Raw genomic sequence first — 17143 nt, 5'->3', positions numbered from 1 at the left:
ATCTGTGCCGACCCTGAAGAATCTGGCTGATTACAAAGTGGGAGGGCGGCTTGCCGCGCGACAAGCCCCCCGTCGCCCGGCAAGCCGGCCTCCCACCTGGAATTCGGCAATACAGGTCATCTGACAATCCGCTAGGCAGACCACCCGCGCCCGCAGGTCACCCAGAAATTCACCGACAACGACGTGGTCACCGACTCCACCTGGTGAAACCACCCATCCGGCAGGAACAACAGGTCCCCCGCCTGCAGCACGATCCGGTAGAACGTCACCTCTCGCGCAGCCGGGAATACCTCGTAATCCGGCGCATCCGGGTTGAAAGCACAGCCCTCCAGCCCGCCATCGACCGAGGTCGACCAGGTACCCAGCGCCTCACGGTGATGAGGCGCGGCCAGGATGAACGACTTCTGCCCCCAGACCTGGGCGAACAGGTTGTCCGAATCGTCCCGGTGCAACGGCGTGAGCGTGCCCTTGGGCCCGATCCAGATGCGCGGTTTGATGTACAACGCCTCGTCGAAGTACTCCGGCAGGCGGATGTGCTCCATCAGCTGTGCCGGTACCGCGTTGTTGCCCATGTACGCCGGGCGTGCGTCATTGCCGGGTTCGGCCGGCGCATCCAGTTGCCGGATGAACTCGGCCATCGACCCCTGGCGAAAGTCCCGGTCACTGGAGAACGTCTTGCTGACGTAGTCACCGTGGCGGCTGATGCCTTGCACGTCGCCGAAGTGCGCGGCCGACTCTTCAAGCGTCATGTTGAACAGCGGCCAGCTCCCCAGCGCGCCAGTGATGATCACCGGCTTGCCAATCGGCAGGTAATGCTCGCGAAAGCGCGCCACGCTCATCTCGCTGTGCGGGCAGCGCTCCACCGCTTCGAACCAGGGCTGGGCCTGCGACACACGGTCGGCCTCGCGCTCGGGCGCCGGGTAGCGCTGGTCCTTGGCTTTCACTGGTGCGGCCTCTTCACCCCGTTGGGCTGCGCTGATCATCTGCGGCAGTAACGTGGCCAGGCCCATCTGCCCGCTGATCTTCAGGTGCCCGCTGGCGAACAGGTCTTCGACGTCCTCTTCGCCTTCCAGAATCCCGATGAAGTGCTCGGTGGCAAGCTCGATGGTCACGTCCGCCGCCGGGTGCAGGCCGGTCTCCAGCACCACCTGCTCCCCACCGACGCCCAGACGCGGTCCTGGCCGCTGAACACGAACTGGAACACCCCCTGCGCGCCCACGGCCTGGGCGCCGCTGAACAGGCGGTGCAATACCGCTTGCATCTGCATGGTCGTTTCTCCCCGATAGGATGATGCCTAGAGGCGCGCCGCCCCCGCCGCCAGGTGGCGGCCATACCAGGGCCGGCGCGCAATGCGTGGTTGCAGGCGGGCAAGCTCGGCGTCTTCGCCGAAGATGATCCGCGCCACCAGTTTCATGGTCTCGATGTCGAAATGCCCGGCAGCGTCAGGTTGCCGCGCCCCCACGCGCCGCAACCGCCCACCGCAGGCCCCAGCCAGGGTTCGGCGACCTGCACCCAGCGGCCGGGGGCGAACCAGCTCACCCCGCCGACCACCTGGCGCTTCACCTCGCCGGGGTGTGCCCGCTCGTGGGCCATGAACCAGTCGTCCAGGCGGTCGTCGATCCAGCCATGGAAACGCCAGAACACCGGGTTCACATGGGAGGAAAACGGGTCGCCCAGGTAATCGTTGCCGGCGTCGAACCAGCGCTCGGCGAAGTCGTCGGGGCGCCTGGCATAGGCCATCGGCAGCCCACTGGTGGGGTCGCGCGGCAGGCCCGCCCAGCGCATGTGCAGCCAGTCGTGGATGCCCAGCTCGATGCGTGAGCCGAACTCGCCCAGGCACAGCGTGGCCAGGTAATCCGGGTCGCGGTAGCGGGCTTCCCACAGCTGGAAGTTGGCGAAGTAACCGTCGCTGCTCTTGATGTAGTGCAGCCATTGGTTGAACGGCTCATCGTCCTCCGCCTCCCACGGCGGCGGCACGGAGAACCCGTTGCGGTTGTCGACGTAGTCGGCGAACGCCTGCTCGCCGTGGCCCAGGTACGGCCGTGGCGCGGGCAGGCTGGGCCAGGACGGCAATGGTTGCAGGCTGCGCGCCTGCATCAGCATGTGCCGGTGCATGTAGAGAAAGTCTTCGCCCGAGCCGTTGCGGTGGCGGTGCTTGCCGCGCGCGTCGCGCTCATGGCCGAGCGGCCCAGGCTGCCAGCCCAGCGCGCGCACGCCTTGCTGGCGCTCGCTGCCCATCTTGTGCCAGCGGTCGCGGCCGGCGTGCCACACCTGGTGGAACAGGCGCATGCCCGGCGACACCAGCCGCGTGTGCAGCTCGGCGGTGAAGGGCAAGCGTTCACGGCCCGGCACGAAAGGCCGGCGGATGAACAGCACCTCCAGCGCCTTAGTGGACTCGCCTACCTGCACGCCGGCCGGGCGGATGCGCGCAGTGAGCGTGGCCTTGCCGCCGCCACTGCTCCACACGCCCCAGATCTCGTCGAAGACCGCCTCGCATTCGTAGCGTGTGCCAGCGCCATCGGCCAGGGCCAGCCGCAGCCGGGGCGCCGCTTCGGTATCGAGCTGGGCGAACACCTGCAACGCCGCCTGCCAAGGGGCATGCCCAAGCACGCCGCGCACGGTGCGGGCGCCGGGGCCTGCGTCGAGCAGCAATTGTGCGCCGTCGAGGTTCAGCCCCGGCAAGGTGCCGGCCAGCACGCGCACGTCCCAGATGCCGCCCAGGCGATCGGCCAGCAGCGCCTCTTCCAGTACCGGCACCGGTGTGCCGGGCTCATCGGAGGCAAGCTCGGCCTGCTCCTTTTCCTGGTGCTGCCGATAGGCGCGATAGCCCGCCACCGGCAGCGCCACCGCGCCCACCGCTGCCAAGCCCGCTACAAAACCTCGCCGAGAAAACGTCATGCATTCGCCTGCCTGAAACCACTCCTGCGAGAACGAACACACGCACCCGGGATTTATCGTCGCCGCGCGGTTAAATCCAACGCAGCCGCGCTCGTCTCCCCTGCAATCGCCCGGCCACCGGCCGGCACCCGTGCACGTGGGAAACCGATGAAAAAACTGCGCCTGGCCAACACCAAGTTACTGATCGCAATCGCCGCCTTGCTGGTGCTGGCCGCCGCCACCGCTGCCGCAGGCTGGTACTGGCTGCGGCCGCTCGCCCCCTACTCATCGGACGTGCAGCGGCGCGCCGAGGCCTTGCAGGAGCGCATCCTGGCGATTGATACCCACATGGACGTGCCGCTGGATTACGGCAGCGACGGCCAGGAGGCCAACGTTGATGGCCCCACCCAATTCGACCTCCCAAAGGCCGCCAAGGGCCGCCTGAGCGGCGCGGCCATCGCCATCTTCGCCTGGCCGGACTTCTGGATCGGCCCCAACGCCCCGCACCGCCCAACGCCGGCTTCGTCGAGGCGGCCGCAGCCGAGCAGGAAGCGCGCTACCGCATCATCACCGGCATCGCACGCGATTACCCAAACCAGGCCGGCATTGCCTACACCCCGACGACTTCCGCCGGCTGGCGCACGAGGGCAAGTTCGCCATCGTGATCAGCATGCTCAACGCCTACCCGCTCGGCGAGAGCGTGGACAAGCTCGACGACTGGGCGGCCCGCGGCATGCGTGTGTTCGGCTTCAGCTACGTGGGCAACAACGCCTTTGCCGACTCCTCGCGGCCGATGCCGTTCTTTGGCGACTCGCCCGACGAGCACGGCGGCCTCTCGCCGCTGGGGCGGCAGGCGGTGCAGCGCCTGAATGCCCTGGGCGTGGTGATCGACGTCTCGCAAATGTCGACCCTGGCGCTGGAGCAGGTCACCCAGTTGAGCAAGGCCCCGGTGATCGCCTCGCACTCGGCGGTGCGCAGCCTGGTGGACCTGCCGCGCAACCTCACCGACAAGGAAATGCGCGAGGTGGCGGCCACCGGCGGGCTGGTGAGCATCGTTGGCTTCTCCTCGCAGCTCAAGCCGTTCAGCGAGCAGACGCTGGCAAAGGTCAACCAGATGCGCGCCGAATTCGAGCTGCCAGCCGTGCAGAACCTCGGCCAGGCCAGCATGCCGGCGGACCCGGTGTTTTCCATCTGGCCCGAGCAGCGCTTCGGCCAGTACGCCAAACGCCTGTACGGCATCCTCGATGAAGAACCACGCGCTGGCCTCAAGGAATTGGGCGACGCCATCGAGTACACGGTCAAGAAAATCGGCATCGACCACGTCGCCATCAGTTCGGACTTCAACGACGGCGGTGGCATCGACGGCTGGAACGACGTGAGCGAAACCCGCAACGTGACCGCCGAGCTGATCCAGCGTGGCTTCTCCGACGAAGACATCGCCAAGCTCTGGGGCGGCAACTTCCTGCGGGTCTGGGAGCAAGTGCAGCGCAGCGCGACCACGCCGCAGGAGCGCCAGCCGTGAGCGGGCGCCGCGACTTTCTCAAATGCGCCGGCGTGCTGGCGGCCGGCCTGCCGCTGGCCAGCGCCCTGCCCGCCGGTGCCGCCACAGCCAGCGCCGGCAGCGATGAATGGGCAAGCTTTCGCCAGCAGTTCGAGCTGGCGCCCGGTTACCTGCACATGGCCAACTTCCTGGTGACCTCGCACCCCAAAGTGGTGCGCGACGCCATCGCGGGCTACCGCGCCCAGCTCGACGCCAACCCCGGCCTGATGATGGACTGGGACCTGCAGATCGGCCCGAAAAACGAGCACAACGTGCGCGAATGGGCCGGCCGCTACCTGAACGCCAAGCCCGGCCAGGTGGCGCTCACCGAGAGCACGACCCAAGGGTTGGGGATGGTCTACGCCGGCATTCACATCGCGCCGGGGCAGGAAATCCTCAGCAGCGTGCACGAGCACAGCGCCGCCAAGGCCGCGATGAACTTCCGCCACGAACGCGACGGCACGCCGGTGCGGCGCATCGAGCTGTTCAAGGATGCGCATAGCGCCAGCCGCGAAGAGATCTTCGCCAATATCGCCAGCAACCTGCGCCCCGAAACCCGGGTGATAGGCCTCACCTGGGTACACTCCGGCAGCGGCGTGAAGTTGCCCATCGGCGAGATCGGCCGCTGGATCACCCAGCAGAACAACGGCCGCACGCCACAGGAGCGCATCCTGTTCGTGGTCGACGGCGTGCACGGCTTCGGCGTGGAAGATGCCAACTTCGCTGACCTGAACTGCGACTTCTTCATCGCCGGCACCCACAAGTGGATGTTCGGACCGCGCGGCACCGGCATCGTCTGCAGCGCAAAAGAGACGCTGGACGATATCAGCCCGACCCTGGCCACCTTCGACGAGCCGGAGAATTTCGGCACCACCCTGAGCCCCGGCGGCTACCACGCCTTCGAGCACCGCTGGGCGCTGGCCAAGGCGTTCGAGCTGCACCTGCAATTGGGCAAGGCGCGGGTGCAGGCGCGCATTCATCAGCTCAACCGCTACTGCAAGCAGCGCCTGGGGACCCTGGCCAACATGGAGCTGGTCACGCCGCTGAGCCCTGAGCTGTCAGCCGGGTTCACGTTTTTCCGCCTCAAAGGCCAGGACCAGGACGAAGTGGCCGCGTGGCTGTTGAAAAACCGCGTGATCACCGACGCGGTGGACCGCGACGCCGGCCCTGTGGTGCGCCTGGCCCCCGGCCTGCTCAACACCGAAGCCCAGATCGACCAGGTGGTGGCGCTGCTCGCTCAGCGCTACCGCGCCTGACCATTCGCTGATACGGAGCCCCCATGCGCTTGACTGCCCTGCTCACCCCCTTCGCCCTGCTGGCCCTGGCCAGCGGTGCAGCCCATGCCGATACACCGGAGCCGAAACCCGGCACCGTCTTCAAGGATTGCAAGGACTGCCCGGAGATGGTCGTGCTGCCTGCCGGCAGCTACCTGATGGGCACGCCCAGGAACGAACTGGGCCGCCAGGACGATGAGGGCCCGCAGCACACCGTCACCTTCGCCAGGCCCTTCGCCATGAGCCGTTACACCGTCACCGCCGGCGAGCTGAGCGCCTACGTCAAGGCCACCGGCACCGTGATCAAGAGTGGCGACACCCGCCCCGGCCGCTGGTGCGAGGCGAGCAAGCCCAGCTACCCGCAAGGCCCGCGCCAGCCGGCGGTGTGCATCGACTGGTTCGAAGCCGGCGATTACGCCAGGTGGCTGGCCAAGACCACCGGCAAGCCCTACCGCCTGGTGAGCGAGGCCGAGCGTGAGTACGCCGCACGCGCCGGCTCCACCGGTGCCTTCCCGTTCGACTTCGACGAGAAGGGCAAGTACGAGATCAACCAGCACGCCAACACCTACGGGCCCAAGGACGGCTACACCTACAGCGCCCCGGTCGGCAGCTACCCGCCCAATGCCTTCGGCATGTACGACATGCACGGCAACGTCTACGAATGGACCGCCGACTGCGAAACCGACGACTACGACGGCGCCCCCAGCGACGGCAGCGCCTGGATCACCGACCCGCAGTGCGACCGCGCGATCATGCGTGGCAACGACTGGGGCGAGCCGCCGATCTTCTCGCGCTCCGGCAACCGCAACGGCCGCTACAAGACCGTGCGCGGCGACTTCCTGGGCTTTCGCGTCGCCCGCGAGCTCTGACCGATCACCTGCCCACTGGACACGCCCATGACCGCTCCCCTGTTCACCCTGGCGCTCGGCGCCGGCCAGCACGCCCATGTCGTCGACACCGCCGAAGGTGCCGGCCAATTGCAGGTCAGCGGCCTGGCGCCGCTGGCGTTTCACGAAGAAGGCGGCCGCCTGCACCTGGCTGCGTTACCGGAAGGCTTCCCGGCCCAGGCGTTGCTGGCACTGCTGGGCAGCCGCTTCGCGCGGCGCAAGAAGCTCGCCCACCTGGTGCTTGAAACCGCTGCCAGCGAAGCCTTCGCGGTGGAGGCCGCGCGCCTGGGGGTGATCGACCACTTCATCCCGTTGCGCCCCGGCACCTTCGAGCTGCACGCCAGCCGCGCCAGCTTCTGGCAGCACCCACTGCCCTGGCTCACCGCACCTGCCAGCGGCCACACCGCGCCGGCCTGGGTGTTCAGCGGCGAAAAACGCCACCCGCGCCGGCCGCCGCTGCCGGCGGGCGAGGTGTACCGCCGCCACCTGCCGGGCCTCAATGCCACCTTCAGCCTGCGCACCGTGGACGTCGACCGCGACCTGCAAGCCTTCAACAAGTGGATGAACCTGGAGCAGGTCGCCTATTTCTGGGAACAGACCGGCAGCCTCGAAGAACACGCCCAGTACCTGGGCGAGATGCTCGCCGACCGGCGCGTGCACCCGCTGATCGGCTGCTTCGACGATGAACCGTTCGCCTACTTCGAGCTGTACTGGTGCAAGGAAGACCGCATCGCGCCTTACTACGACGCCGGCGATTTCGACCGTGGCTGGCACGTGGTGATCGGCGAGAGCAAGCACCAGGGCGCCGGCAAGCTCAAGGCCTGGTTCAACTCATTGATGCACTACATGTTCCTCGACGACGCGCGCACCCAGCGCATCCTCGGCGAGCCGCGCATAGACCACACGCGGCAGATCGACTTTCTCAAGTCGCAGGGTTTTGGGCACCTGAAGAACATCCAGTTCAAGCACAAAAGGGCCGCGTTGCTGTTGCTGGAGCGAGAGTTCTTCGAAGACCGTGCCCTTTGACCTGCGTCAGCTGAGCGCGCGGGCGGTTTCAATATCACCGCCCAGCGTTCGTCTTTTCGATACCCCCTGCCGGCCTGCACAGCGCTGGCAGGCAGCAGGCGCGGCCCGGGATGTGCTCTCGGCGAACCGGCAGTCCGTAGAGCCGAAGCATCTGCGCCCCCTAACCTCGACACGGATTGCAACCATGACCCAGCATTCGATCCACCCGGTCCATGACCTCATCGGCGTGGGCTTCGGCCCTTCCAACCTGGCCCTGGCCATCGCCCTGGAAGAGCTTGCCCAACGCCACGGCAAGGCATTGAACAGCCTGTTCATCGAGAAACAGCAGCACTACCGCTGGCACGGCGACACCCTGGCCAGCCAGAGCGAGTTGCAGATCTCGTTCCTCAAGGACCTGGTGTCGATGCGCAACCCCACCAGCCCCTACAGCTTCGTGAACTACCTCAAGCAGCACGACCGCCTGGTGGACTTCATCAACCTGGGCACCTTCTACCCCTGCCGCATGGAGTACAACGACTACCTGCGCTGGGTGGGCGAGCAGTTCGCCGAGCAGTCGGCGTTCGGTGAGGAGATCCTGCGCATCGAGCCGGAGCGGGCCAGCAACGGCAGCATCGAACAGCTGCGGCTGGTGAGCCGCGATGCTCAGGGCCGCGAGCACGCCCGCTACACCCGCTCGGTGGTGGTCAGCACCGGCGGCACGCCGAAGGTGCCGGAGCTGTTCAAGCCGTTCAAGGATGACGCCCGGGTGTTCCACCACTCGCGCTACCTGAGCGGCGTGGAGCAGCTGCAACTGGCCCAGGGCCGCGCACTGCGCATCGCGATCATCGGCTCGGGCCAGAGCGCAGCCGAGGCGTTCATCGACCTGCACGACAGCTTCCCGGCGGTGAAGGTGGACATGATCGTACGCGGTTCGGCCCTCAAACCTGCCGACGACACGCCGTTCGTGAACGAGGTGTTCGCGCCGTTCTATACGGACCTGGTGTTCAGCAAGCCGCCGCAGGAACGGGCCAGCCACATCCAGGAGTACCACAACACCAACTACTCGGTGGTCGACCAGGGCCTGATCGAGCGCATCTACGCGGTACTTTACCGGCAGAAAGTCGCACGGCAGTTCCGCCACGCGGTCATGTGCCGCCAGCAGGTGGAAGCCGTGACCGACGCAGGCGAAGGGATCGAGCTGAGCCTGCGCGACCTGACCCTGGGCACCCAGCAGACCCGCCGTTACGACGCGGTGATCCTGGCCACCGGTTACGAGCGCAGCTCACACCGGCAGTTGCTCGCGCCGCTGGAGCCGCTGCTGCACAACTACGAAGTGGACCGCGACTACCGCGCCCTGGCGGTGCCGGAGCTGAAAGCGGCGGTGTTCCTGCAAGGCTTCTGCGAAGCCTCGCACGGGCTGAGCGACACGCTGCTGTCGGTGCTACCGGTGCGCAGTGAAGAGATCGGCCAGGCGCTGTACCGGGCGCTGGGCAAGGCTGCGCCGGCCAGTGAAACCCTGCGGGCGGCGGCTAACGCCTAAAGCCCGCAGCGGCCTTGTCGCGCGGCTAGCCGCCCTCCCACCAGAAAGTGAGTTGAAAACTCAAACTTTGGTGGGAGGGCGGCTTGCCGCGCGACGCTCTCATCTACACGCTTTCTGCTTGCGCCACACCTAAACCCCCCGCCACCCCCTTCGTCTAGCTATCAACCTGTTTTCCGCAGAATTCGTTGAGAGCCGACCATGAACCCGAACAGCCCCCTCCTGGATGATGACCTGCTGGCCCTGCTGATGGCCGATGAAGAGGCCGCCCCCAGCTTCGCCTCCGGCAGCATCGACCTGGGCCCGGTGCCGCTGACCTACGCGCAGCAACGGCTGTGGTTCCTGCAACGCTTCGCCCCGGAAAGCTCGGCCTACAACCTGCCGCGCGCGTTGGAGCTCAAGGGCGAGCTGGATGCCGAGGTGCTCGAACGGGCACTGAACACCGTCATCGACCGCCACGACATCCTGCGCACTCGCTTCGAAGAGCTGGACGGGGTGCCGATGCAGCGAGTCGACCATCAGGCTCGGCTGAACCTGGCGCGCATCGACCTGAGTGGCCTGGATACGGCGGCGCAAAACCTTGAGCAGCGCATCGCCGAAGAGGCGTCGCAGCCGTTCGACCTGAGCCAGGCACCACTGATTCGCGGCACCCTGCTCACGCTGGGTGCGCAGCGGCATGTGTTGCTGCTGACCTTGCACCACATCGTGTCCGATGCCTGGTCGAACCCGATCCTGATTCGCGACCTGGGCATGGCCTATGCGCTGGCCAGCGAGGGCGAGGCGACCCCGCTGCCCAGGCCTGAGGCGCAGTACGCCGACTACGCGCAGTGGCAGCGCAAGGTCTACCTGAGCAGCGAGCTGAAAGCCGCAAGTGGCAAGTACTGGCAGCACCGCCTCGGTGGCGAGATTACCCCGCTTGCCCTGCCCACCGATCGCCCTCGCCTGGCCCACCAGGCGCACCCTGCGGCCTATCACCACCTGGTGTTGCCGGGTGACTTGTTGCAAGGCATCGAGCGCCTGTGCAGCGAGCACAGGCTTACGCCGATGGTGGTGCTGCTCGGTGCCTGGCAATTGCTGCTGGCCCGCTACAGCGGGCAGGCCGACTTCACCGTTGGCTTGCCCAATGCGACTCGCAATCAGGCCGAAACCCAGGAACTGGTAGGGCTGTTCGTCACCAGCCAGATCATCCGCGCGCAGGTGCAGCCTAGCCAGCCAGTGCTGGATTACCTGCGCGACCTGCGCCAGCAGACCCTCGCGGCGTTGGAGCACGCAGACTATCCATTCGAGCTGATTCTGGAAGCGCTGCAATTGAACCGTAGCCAGCAGGCCAACCCTGCGTTTCAGACCATGTTCAACTGGTCGGTGATGCAGGAAAGCCCAGGCTCAGCGCTCAGGCTGGGTGATCTGGAAGTGGACTTTCTGGACGCTGGGCTGAGCGAGGCGAAGTTCGATCTCTCGCTGGACATCGGTTACAGCCACAAGGCCATCTCCGCCTCGTTCGAATACAGCGAAGCGCTGTTCGAACGAACCACCATCGCGCGGTGGGCATCGCACTGGCAAAACCTGTTGAGCGAGATCGTTCGCAAGCCAACCCGCCGCATCGATGAGCTTGCGCTGCTATCGAATGAGGAACATCGCCAGGCAGTGCAGCGCTGGAACCGCAACGCTATCGGGTATCCCAGCGAGCAGCCAGTGCATGCGCTGTTCGAGGCGCAGGTGCGGGTTCAGCCTGAGGCTACGGCACTGATCTTCGAGGATCGGGCGCTCAGCTACGCCGAGCTCAACATCCAGGCCAACCGCCTGGCGCATCAGTTGATTGCCCAGGGCGTTGGCCCGGAAGTGCTGGTCGGTATCGCAGTGGAACGCTCGCTGGAAATGGTGGTGGGCATTCTCGCGGTGCTGAAGGCTGGCGGCGGCTATGTGCCGTTGGACCCGCAGTATCCGCAGGACCGGCTGCACTGCATGATCGAGGACAGCCGTATTGCCTTGCTGCTGACCCAGAGCGGGTTGCAGGCGCAGTTGCCGATTCCTTCAGGGCTGCCGGTGCTGTTGCTGGACGCGCCGTTGGCGGCTGATTTGGCTTCACACAACCCTGATGTCGCCGTGGCCCCGCAGAACCTGGCCTACGTGATGTTCACCTCAGGCTCCACCGGCCGGCCCAAAGGCGTGGGCATCAACCACCTGTCGCTGACTCGCCACGCTTACGTCTCACTCGATTTCTTCAGTCTCAGCGGCAGCGACCGCGTGCTGCAGTTCTCCACCTTCAACTTCGACGGTTTCGTCGAGCAGCTTTATCCGGCGTTGGTGTGCGGTGCGAGCGTGGTGGTTCGTGGCCCTGAGATCTGGGACAGCGAGACCTTCTACCGGCATTTGATCGACGACCGCATTACCACTGTCGACCTGACCACGGCCTACTGGTACCTGATCACCAAGGACTTCGCCCAGCACGGCCCGCGTGATTACGGCCTGCTGCGCCAGGTGCATGCCGGCGGTGAAGCGATGCCGCCCGAAGGCATCGCGGTGTGGAAGCAGGCAGGCCTCGAGCACGTGACCTTGCTCAACACCTACGGCCCGACCGAAGCGACGGTGACCGTCACCGCGCTGGACTGCGCGCCCTACGTGAACGGCGAAAAACCCATCCCCGCGATGATGCCCATCGGTGATGTGCTGGGTGGCCGCTCGATCTACCTGCTCGATCAGGCTTTGCAGCCCACACCCCAAGGCGTAGCCGGCGAAATTCTCATCGGTGGCGAGCTGCTGGCGCGCGGTTATTTCGGCCGCGCTGCTTTGACGGCCGAGCGCTTCGTGCCCGACCCGTTCGAAGGATCAGGCCAGCGGTTGTACCGCACCGGCGACCTGGCCCGCGCGAACGCCAGCGGCACCATCGAGTACGTCGGCCGCATCGACCACCAGGTGAAAATTCGCGGCTTCCGCATCGAACTGGGCGAAATCGAAGCCAAACTGCTGGCCGACAGCCGCGTGGGCGAGGCCATCGTGCTGGCCCGCGAATCCGCCAATGGCCTGCAACTGGTGGCGTACGTGGTGCCCAACGCCCCCTGCGACGAGGCCAAACTGCGCGACACCCTGCGCGCTGACCTCAAGGCCAGCCTCCCGGACTACATGGTGCCGGCACAGTGGATGGTGCTGGAGCACTTGCCGCTGAGCCCGAATGGCAAGCTGGACCGCAAGGCGTTGCCGGCGCCGGACGCCAGCGCTCAGCAGGACGTCTACATCGCCCCGGTGACCGAGCTGGAGCAGGCTGTCGCGCAGATCTGGCAAGAGGTACTGAAAGTCGAGCAGGTCGGCCTGAACGATCAGTTCTTCGAGCTCGGTGGCCACTCGTTGCTTGCCACACAGGTGGTCTCGCGCATCCGCCGTAGCCTGGGCATCGAAGTGTCACTGCGCACGCTGTTCGAACAGCCGCGACTGGGGGCGTTCGTGGCCGCACTGGACCCGGCTCAGGTTCGCGACGTGCCGGCCTTCACCCTGGCCGACCGCAGCCAGGCGCTGCCGGTGTCGTTCGCCCAGCAACGCCAGTGGGTGCTGTGGCAGCTGGACCCGCACAGCGCCGCGTACAACATCCCGGCGGCGATGGTGCTCAAGGGATCGTTGAACGTAGAAGCCCTCCAACAGAGCTTCAACGCCCTGATTCAGCGCCACGAAAGCTTGCGCACCACCTTCACTCAACAGGAAGGTCAGGCGCTGCAGGTGATTCACAGCAGCTTGCCGCTAGCGATTCACATAGAAGAAGGACAGTACGACGAAGCAGCCATAAAGGCCTTCGTCGAAGCCGAAGTCGCTCGCCCGTTCGATCTGGAAAACGGCCCGTTGCTGCGTGTTCGCCTGCTCAAACTGGGCGCCGAGGAGCATGTACTCACCCTGACCCTGCACCACATCGTCTCCGATGATTGGTCGACCCCAATTCTTGTCGAAGAGCTGGTACGCCTGTACGCCGGTTTCGCCGCAGGCAAGGTGGCGGAACTGCCGGCCCTGCCAATCCAGTACGCCGACTACGCCGTATGGCAACGCACCTGGATGGCCAACGGCGAACGCGACCGCCAACTGGCCTACTGGACGGCGCAGTTGGGTGGCGAACAGCCGGTGCTGGAACTGCCGCTGGACCGCCCACGGCCTGCGGTGCAGAGTTTCCGTGGCGCCAGTGTCGGTATCGACATCCCGGTGGAACTGGGCAACGGCATCAAGGCCCTGGCCAAGCGCGAAGGCGCCACACCCTTCATGGTGCTGCTGGCCGCCTACCAGGCGCTGCTGCACCGCTACAGCGGCCAGGCAGATATCCGCGTCGGCGTACCGATCGCCAACCGCAACCACCTGGAAACCGAAGGCCTGATCGGCTTCTTCGTCAACACGCAGGTCTTGAAGGCTGACTTCGCCGCGCCGGCCAGCTTCAGCACCTTGCTCAAGCAGGTCAAACACGCCTCTCTGGATGCCCAGCGTTATCAGGATTTGCCGTTCGACCAATTGGTCGAGGCGCTGCAGCCTGAGCGCAACATGAGCCACAACCCGCTGTTTCAGGTGATGTTCAACTACCTGCGCGAAGAGGATCAACAAGGCCTGGCCGAACAGCTGGGCGGGGTAGATATCAATCCGCTGAGTTGGGACAGCCACACCGCCCAGGTAGATCTGAGGCTTAGCGTGATTGATTCGCCTGAAGGTTTTGCGGGTGAACTCACCTATGCAACCGATCTGTTTGGCAAGGACAGTGCAAAACGGCTGATCTCGCATTGGCTCAATTTACTGGTGCGGATTGTTGAACAGCCTCAACAACTGATCGGTGAGTTAGCAATGCTTTCGGCCGATGAGGCCGAACAGACACTGCGTGCCAGGAACATGACTCAACGTAGCTGGGCTGATGAAAAGCCGGTTCACGTGTTGTTCGAGCAGCAGGTGCTGGCTCAGCCTGAACGTATTGCTTTGCTGTTCGGCGATGCCTCGCTGACTTATGCACAAGCGAATCAGCGGGCTAACCAGTTGGCACATCAACTGATTGCGCTGGGCGTGGGCCCAGAAGTGATCGTCGGCATCGCGGCCGAGCGTTCACTGGAGATGGTCATTGGCCTGATGGCGATCCTCAAGGCCGGCGGTGCTTACGTGCCGTTAGACCCGGAGTATCCGCAGGACCGGTTGAGCTACATGTTCGAGGACAGCGGGATTGATCTGCTGCTGACTCAAGCGCATCTACAAGCCGGGCTGCCGGCGTTTGCAGGCCGTACCCTGTTGCTGGAATCTGACTTCAGCCGTTTCTCTTCTGAAAATCCGGCTGTTCACGTTGGTGCTGAAAACCTCGCCTACGTGATCTACACCTCTGGCTCCACCGGCAAGCCCAAGGGCGCCGGCAACCGCCACACCGCCTTGCACAACCGTCTGGCGTGGATGCAAAGCGCTTATCCGCTGAGCAGCGCGGACACCGTGCTTCAAAAACCCCGTTCAGCTTCGACGTTTCGGTGTGGGAGTTCTTCTGGCCGCTGATGACCGGCGCTCGCCTGGCCATCGCCGCCCCCGGCGAACACCGCGAACCGGAAAAACTGATCGCAACCATCCAGCGTCACCAAGTGACCACGCTGCACTTCGTGCCCTCGATGCTTCAGGTGTTCATTCATGAACCGGGTGTGGAGCAGTGTGTGAGCCTCAAGCAGATCATGTGCTCGGGCGAAGCCTTGCAGGTCGATGCCCAGCAGCAGGTGTTCGCACGCCTGCCGAGTGCCGGCCTGTACAACCTCTACGGCCCGACCGAAGCGGCCATCGACGTGACCCACTGGACCTGCCGCGATGAAGGCGTGGATACGGTGCCCATCGGTGAGCCGATCGCCAACCTGTACACCCACATTCTCGACGCTTCGCTGAACCCGGTACCGCAAGGCGCGACTGGCGAGCTGGTGCTCGGCGGCCTCGGCCTGGCCCGTGGCTACCACCGCCGCCCGGCGCTGACAGCCGAACGCTTCATCCCGGACCCGCACGCAGAAGTGCCGGGCAGCCGCCTGTACCGCACCGGCGACCTGGCCAAATACCGGGAAACGGGCGTGATCGAGTACCAAGGCCGGATCGACCATCAGGTGAAGATTCGTGGCCTGCGGATCGAACTGGGCGAGATCGAAGCTCGGCTGCTGGAACAGGAATCGGTCAAGGAGGCCGTGGTGCTGGCGGTAGAGGGTGTCGGTGGGCTGCAACTGGTGGCCTATATCGTGCCGGTTGATTACAGCGAAGCCGCTGAAGACCAGGCCGCGCTGCGCGAAATCCTCAAAGCCGAACTGAAAACCCACCTCCCGGACTACATGGTCCCGGCGCAAATGCTGTGCTTGCCCAGCTTGCCAGTCACACCAAACGGCAAACTCGACCGCCGAGCCCTGCCAGCCCCCAACGCCAGCCAGCTTCAGGGCGAATACATCGCCCCGCAAAGCGAGCTGGAACAGCGCATCGCCCAGATCTGGCAAGACGTACTGCGCCGCGAACAGGTCGGCATCACCGACAACTTCTTCGAACTGGGCGGCGACTCGATCATCTCGATCCAGGTCGTAAGCCGCGCCCGCCAGGCCGGGATCCGCTTTACACCCAAGGAGCTGTTCGAGCACCAGACGGTGCAAGGACTGGCCAAAGTGGCTCGTATCGGCGGCGAAACGCTGGCCATCGACCAAGGTCCGGTCACCGGCGAAACCCCACTGCTGCCGTTCCAGCAAGTGTTCTTCGACACCGAAATCCCCGAGCGCCACCACTGGAACCAGTCAGTGCTGCTCGATCTAGCCAAACCCTTGCCGGCGGCCACCGTGCAACAGGCCGTCGCAGCACTGCTCGGCCACCATGACGCGCTGCGCCTGACCTTCCAGGGCACAACGGCACACTTCGCAAGCCAGGTTGGCGACGTGCTCTGGCACCGAGCCGTGACCGACACCGCAGCCCTCGAAGCCCTCTGCCAACAGGCACAGGCCAGCCTGAAGCTCGAAACCGGCCCGTTGTTGCGCGCCGTGCTGGCCGACCTGCCCGACGGCAGCCAGCGCCTGCTGCTGGTGATCCACCACCTGGCCGTAGACGGCGTGTCCTGGCGCGTGTTGCTCGAAGACCTGCAAACCGCCTTCACGCAACTGCAACAGGGGCAGGCAATTCAGCTCCCGGCCAAGACCAGCTCGGTCAAGGCCTGGGCGCACAAGCTGCAACACTATGCGCAAAGCGAGAAGCTGCAAGCGGAGTTGGGCTACTGGAAAGCTCTGCTGGCCGGCACACCGGCGGACCTGCCTGTGGATCATGCAAACGGCGGCATGCAGAACGCGCATAGCGCCACTGCCAATACCTCGCTGCCACGCGAACTGACCCAGAAGCTGCTGCAACAGGCCCCCGCGGCCTACCGCACCCAGGTCAACGACCTGCTGCTCACCGCCCTGGCGCGGGTCATCAGCCGCTGGACCGGCCACGCCGATACCCTGGTGCAGATGGAAGGCCATGGCCGCGAAGACCTGTTCGACGACATCGACCTGACTCGCACCGTGGGCTGGTTCACCAGCCTGTACCCGGTGCGCCTGACCGCCACCGAGTCGCTCGGTAGTTCGATCAAGCAGATCAAGGAACAGCTGCGCGCAATCCCGGACAAGGGGATCGGCTTTGGCGCCTTGCGCTATCTGGGAACCGAACACATCCGCAGTGAACTGGCTGCACTGCCAGTGCCGCGCATTACCTTCAACTATCTGGGCCAGTTCGACGGCAGTTTTACTGACGGTGAAACCGAAGCACTGTTCAGACCTGCCGGGGAAGATGCAGGCGATGGGCAATCCGAACGGGCACCCTTACAAAACTGGCTGTCAATCGACGGAAAGGTCTACAACGGTGAACTGAACCTGGGCTGGACCTTCAGCCGTGAAATGTTCAGCGCGTCGACCATCGATCGATTGGCCGCTGACTACGCCGCCGAGCTGCAAGCGCTGGTCGAGCATTGCTGCAACGAGCAAAACGCCGGTGTAACCCCTTCAGACTTCCCGCTGGCGCACATCAGCCAGGTGCAACTGGATCAACTGCCGAT

At 65.2% G+C, this 17143-nt stretch carries 4 protein-coding genes and 6 pseudogenes; 8 read left to right on the top strand and 2 right to left on the bottom strand.

Annotated elements, in window-relative coordinates:
* Positions 1-131: 131 nt before the first annotated feature.
* Both LN139_RS00155 and pvdP read right to left on the bottom strand, forming a co-directional pair.
* A pseudogene (locus LN139_RS00155) lies at positions 132-1267 on the bottom strand (cupin-like domain-containing protein).
* Positions 1268-1294: 27 nt separating this feature from the next.
* A pseudogene (pvdP, locus tag LN139_RS00150) lies at positions 1295-2898 on the bottom strand (pyoverdine maturation tyrosinase PvdP).
* A 147-nt stretch (positions 2899-3045) separates the two neighbouring features.
* Here pvdP and LN139_RS00145 point away from each other — a divergent pair.
* From LN139_RS00145 to LN139_RS25275, 8 genes and pseudogenes are all read left to right on the top strand, one after another.
* Positions 3046-4399 (top strand): annotated as a pseudogene (locus tag LN139_RS00145) (dipeptidase).
* Complete coding sequence (gene pvdN / locus LN139_RS00140; protein ID WP_236357783.1) at positions 4396-5673, top strand: pyoverdine-tailoring periplasmic protein PvdN; 1278 nt, start codon at positions 4396-4398, stop codon at positions 5671-5673. The pseudogene LN139_RS00145 and the gene pvdN overlap by 4 nt, the downstream one beginning before the upstream one ends.
* Before the next feature lie 23 nt (positions 5674-5696).
* Positions 5697-6560, top strand: coding sequence for a formylglycine-generating enzyme family protein (locus LN139_RS00135; RefSeq protein WP_236357781.1), 864 nt, complete (start codon positions 5697-5699; stop codon positions 6558-6560).
* A 27-nt stretch (positions 6561-6587) separates the two neighbouring features.
* Positions 6588-7604 carry a GNAT family N-acetyltransferase gene (locus tag LN139_RS00130; RefSeq protein ID WP_236357779.1) on the top strand — a complete coding sequence of 339 codons (1017 nt, stop codon included), beginning with the start codon at positions 6588-6590 and terminating at the stop codon, positions 7602-7604.
* A 184-nt stretch (positions 7605-7788) separates the two neighbouring features.
* The gene (locus LN139_RS00125; RefSeq protein WP_236357777.1) at positions 7789-9123 is read left to right on the top strand and encodes a lysine N(6)-hydroxylase/L-ornithine N(5)-oxygenase family protein; all 1335 of its coding nucleotides are present in this window, start codon (positions 7789-7791) and stop codon (positions 9121-9123) included.
* Between the two features lie 198 nt (positions 9124-9321).
* Positions 9322-10749 (top strand): annotated as a pseudogene (locus LN139_RS25285) (condensation domain-containing protein); the annotation flags it as partial.
* 15 nt (positions 10750-10764) lie between these two features.
* Positions 10765-12237: pseudogene (locus LN139_RS25280) on the top strand (amino acid adenylation domain-containing protein); the annotation flags it as partial.
* 111 nt (positions 12238-12348) lie between these two features.
* Positions 12349-17078: pseudogene (locus LN139_RS25275) on the top strand (amino acid adenylation domain-containing protein); the annotation flags it as partial.
* Positions 17079-17143: the final 65 nt, after the last annotated feature.

The sequence above is a fragment of the Pseudomonas sp. KNUC1026 genome, assembly GCF_021650705.1.
Taxonomy (GTDB): domain Bacteria; phylum Pseudomonadota; class Gammaproteobacteria; order Pseudomonadales; family Pseudomonadaceae; genus Aquipseudomonas.
This window is presented reverse-complemented; position numbering and strand designations above follow the sequence as displayed.

Coding starts and splice junctions, on each gene's coding strand:
- LN139_RS00135 (WP_236357781.1), top strand. CDS start 5,697: ATGCGCTTGACTGCCCTGCTCACCCCCTTCGCCCTGCTGGCCCTGGCC.
- LN139_RS00130 (WP_236357779.1), top strand. CDS start 6,588: ATGACCGCTCCCCTGTTCACCCTGGCGCTCGGCGCCGGCCAGCACGCC.
- LN139_RS00125 (WP_236357777.1), top strand. CDS start 7,789: ATGACCCAGCATTCGATCCACCCGGTCCATGACCTCATCGGCGTGGGC.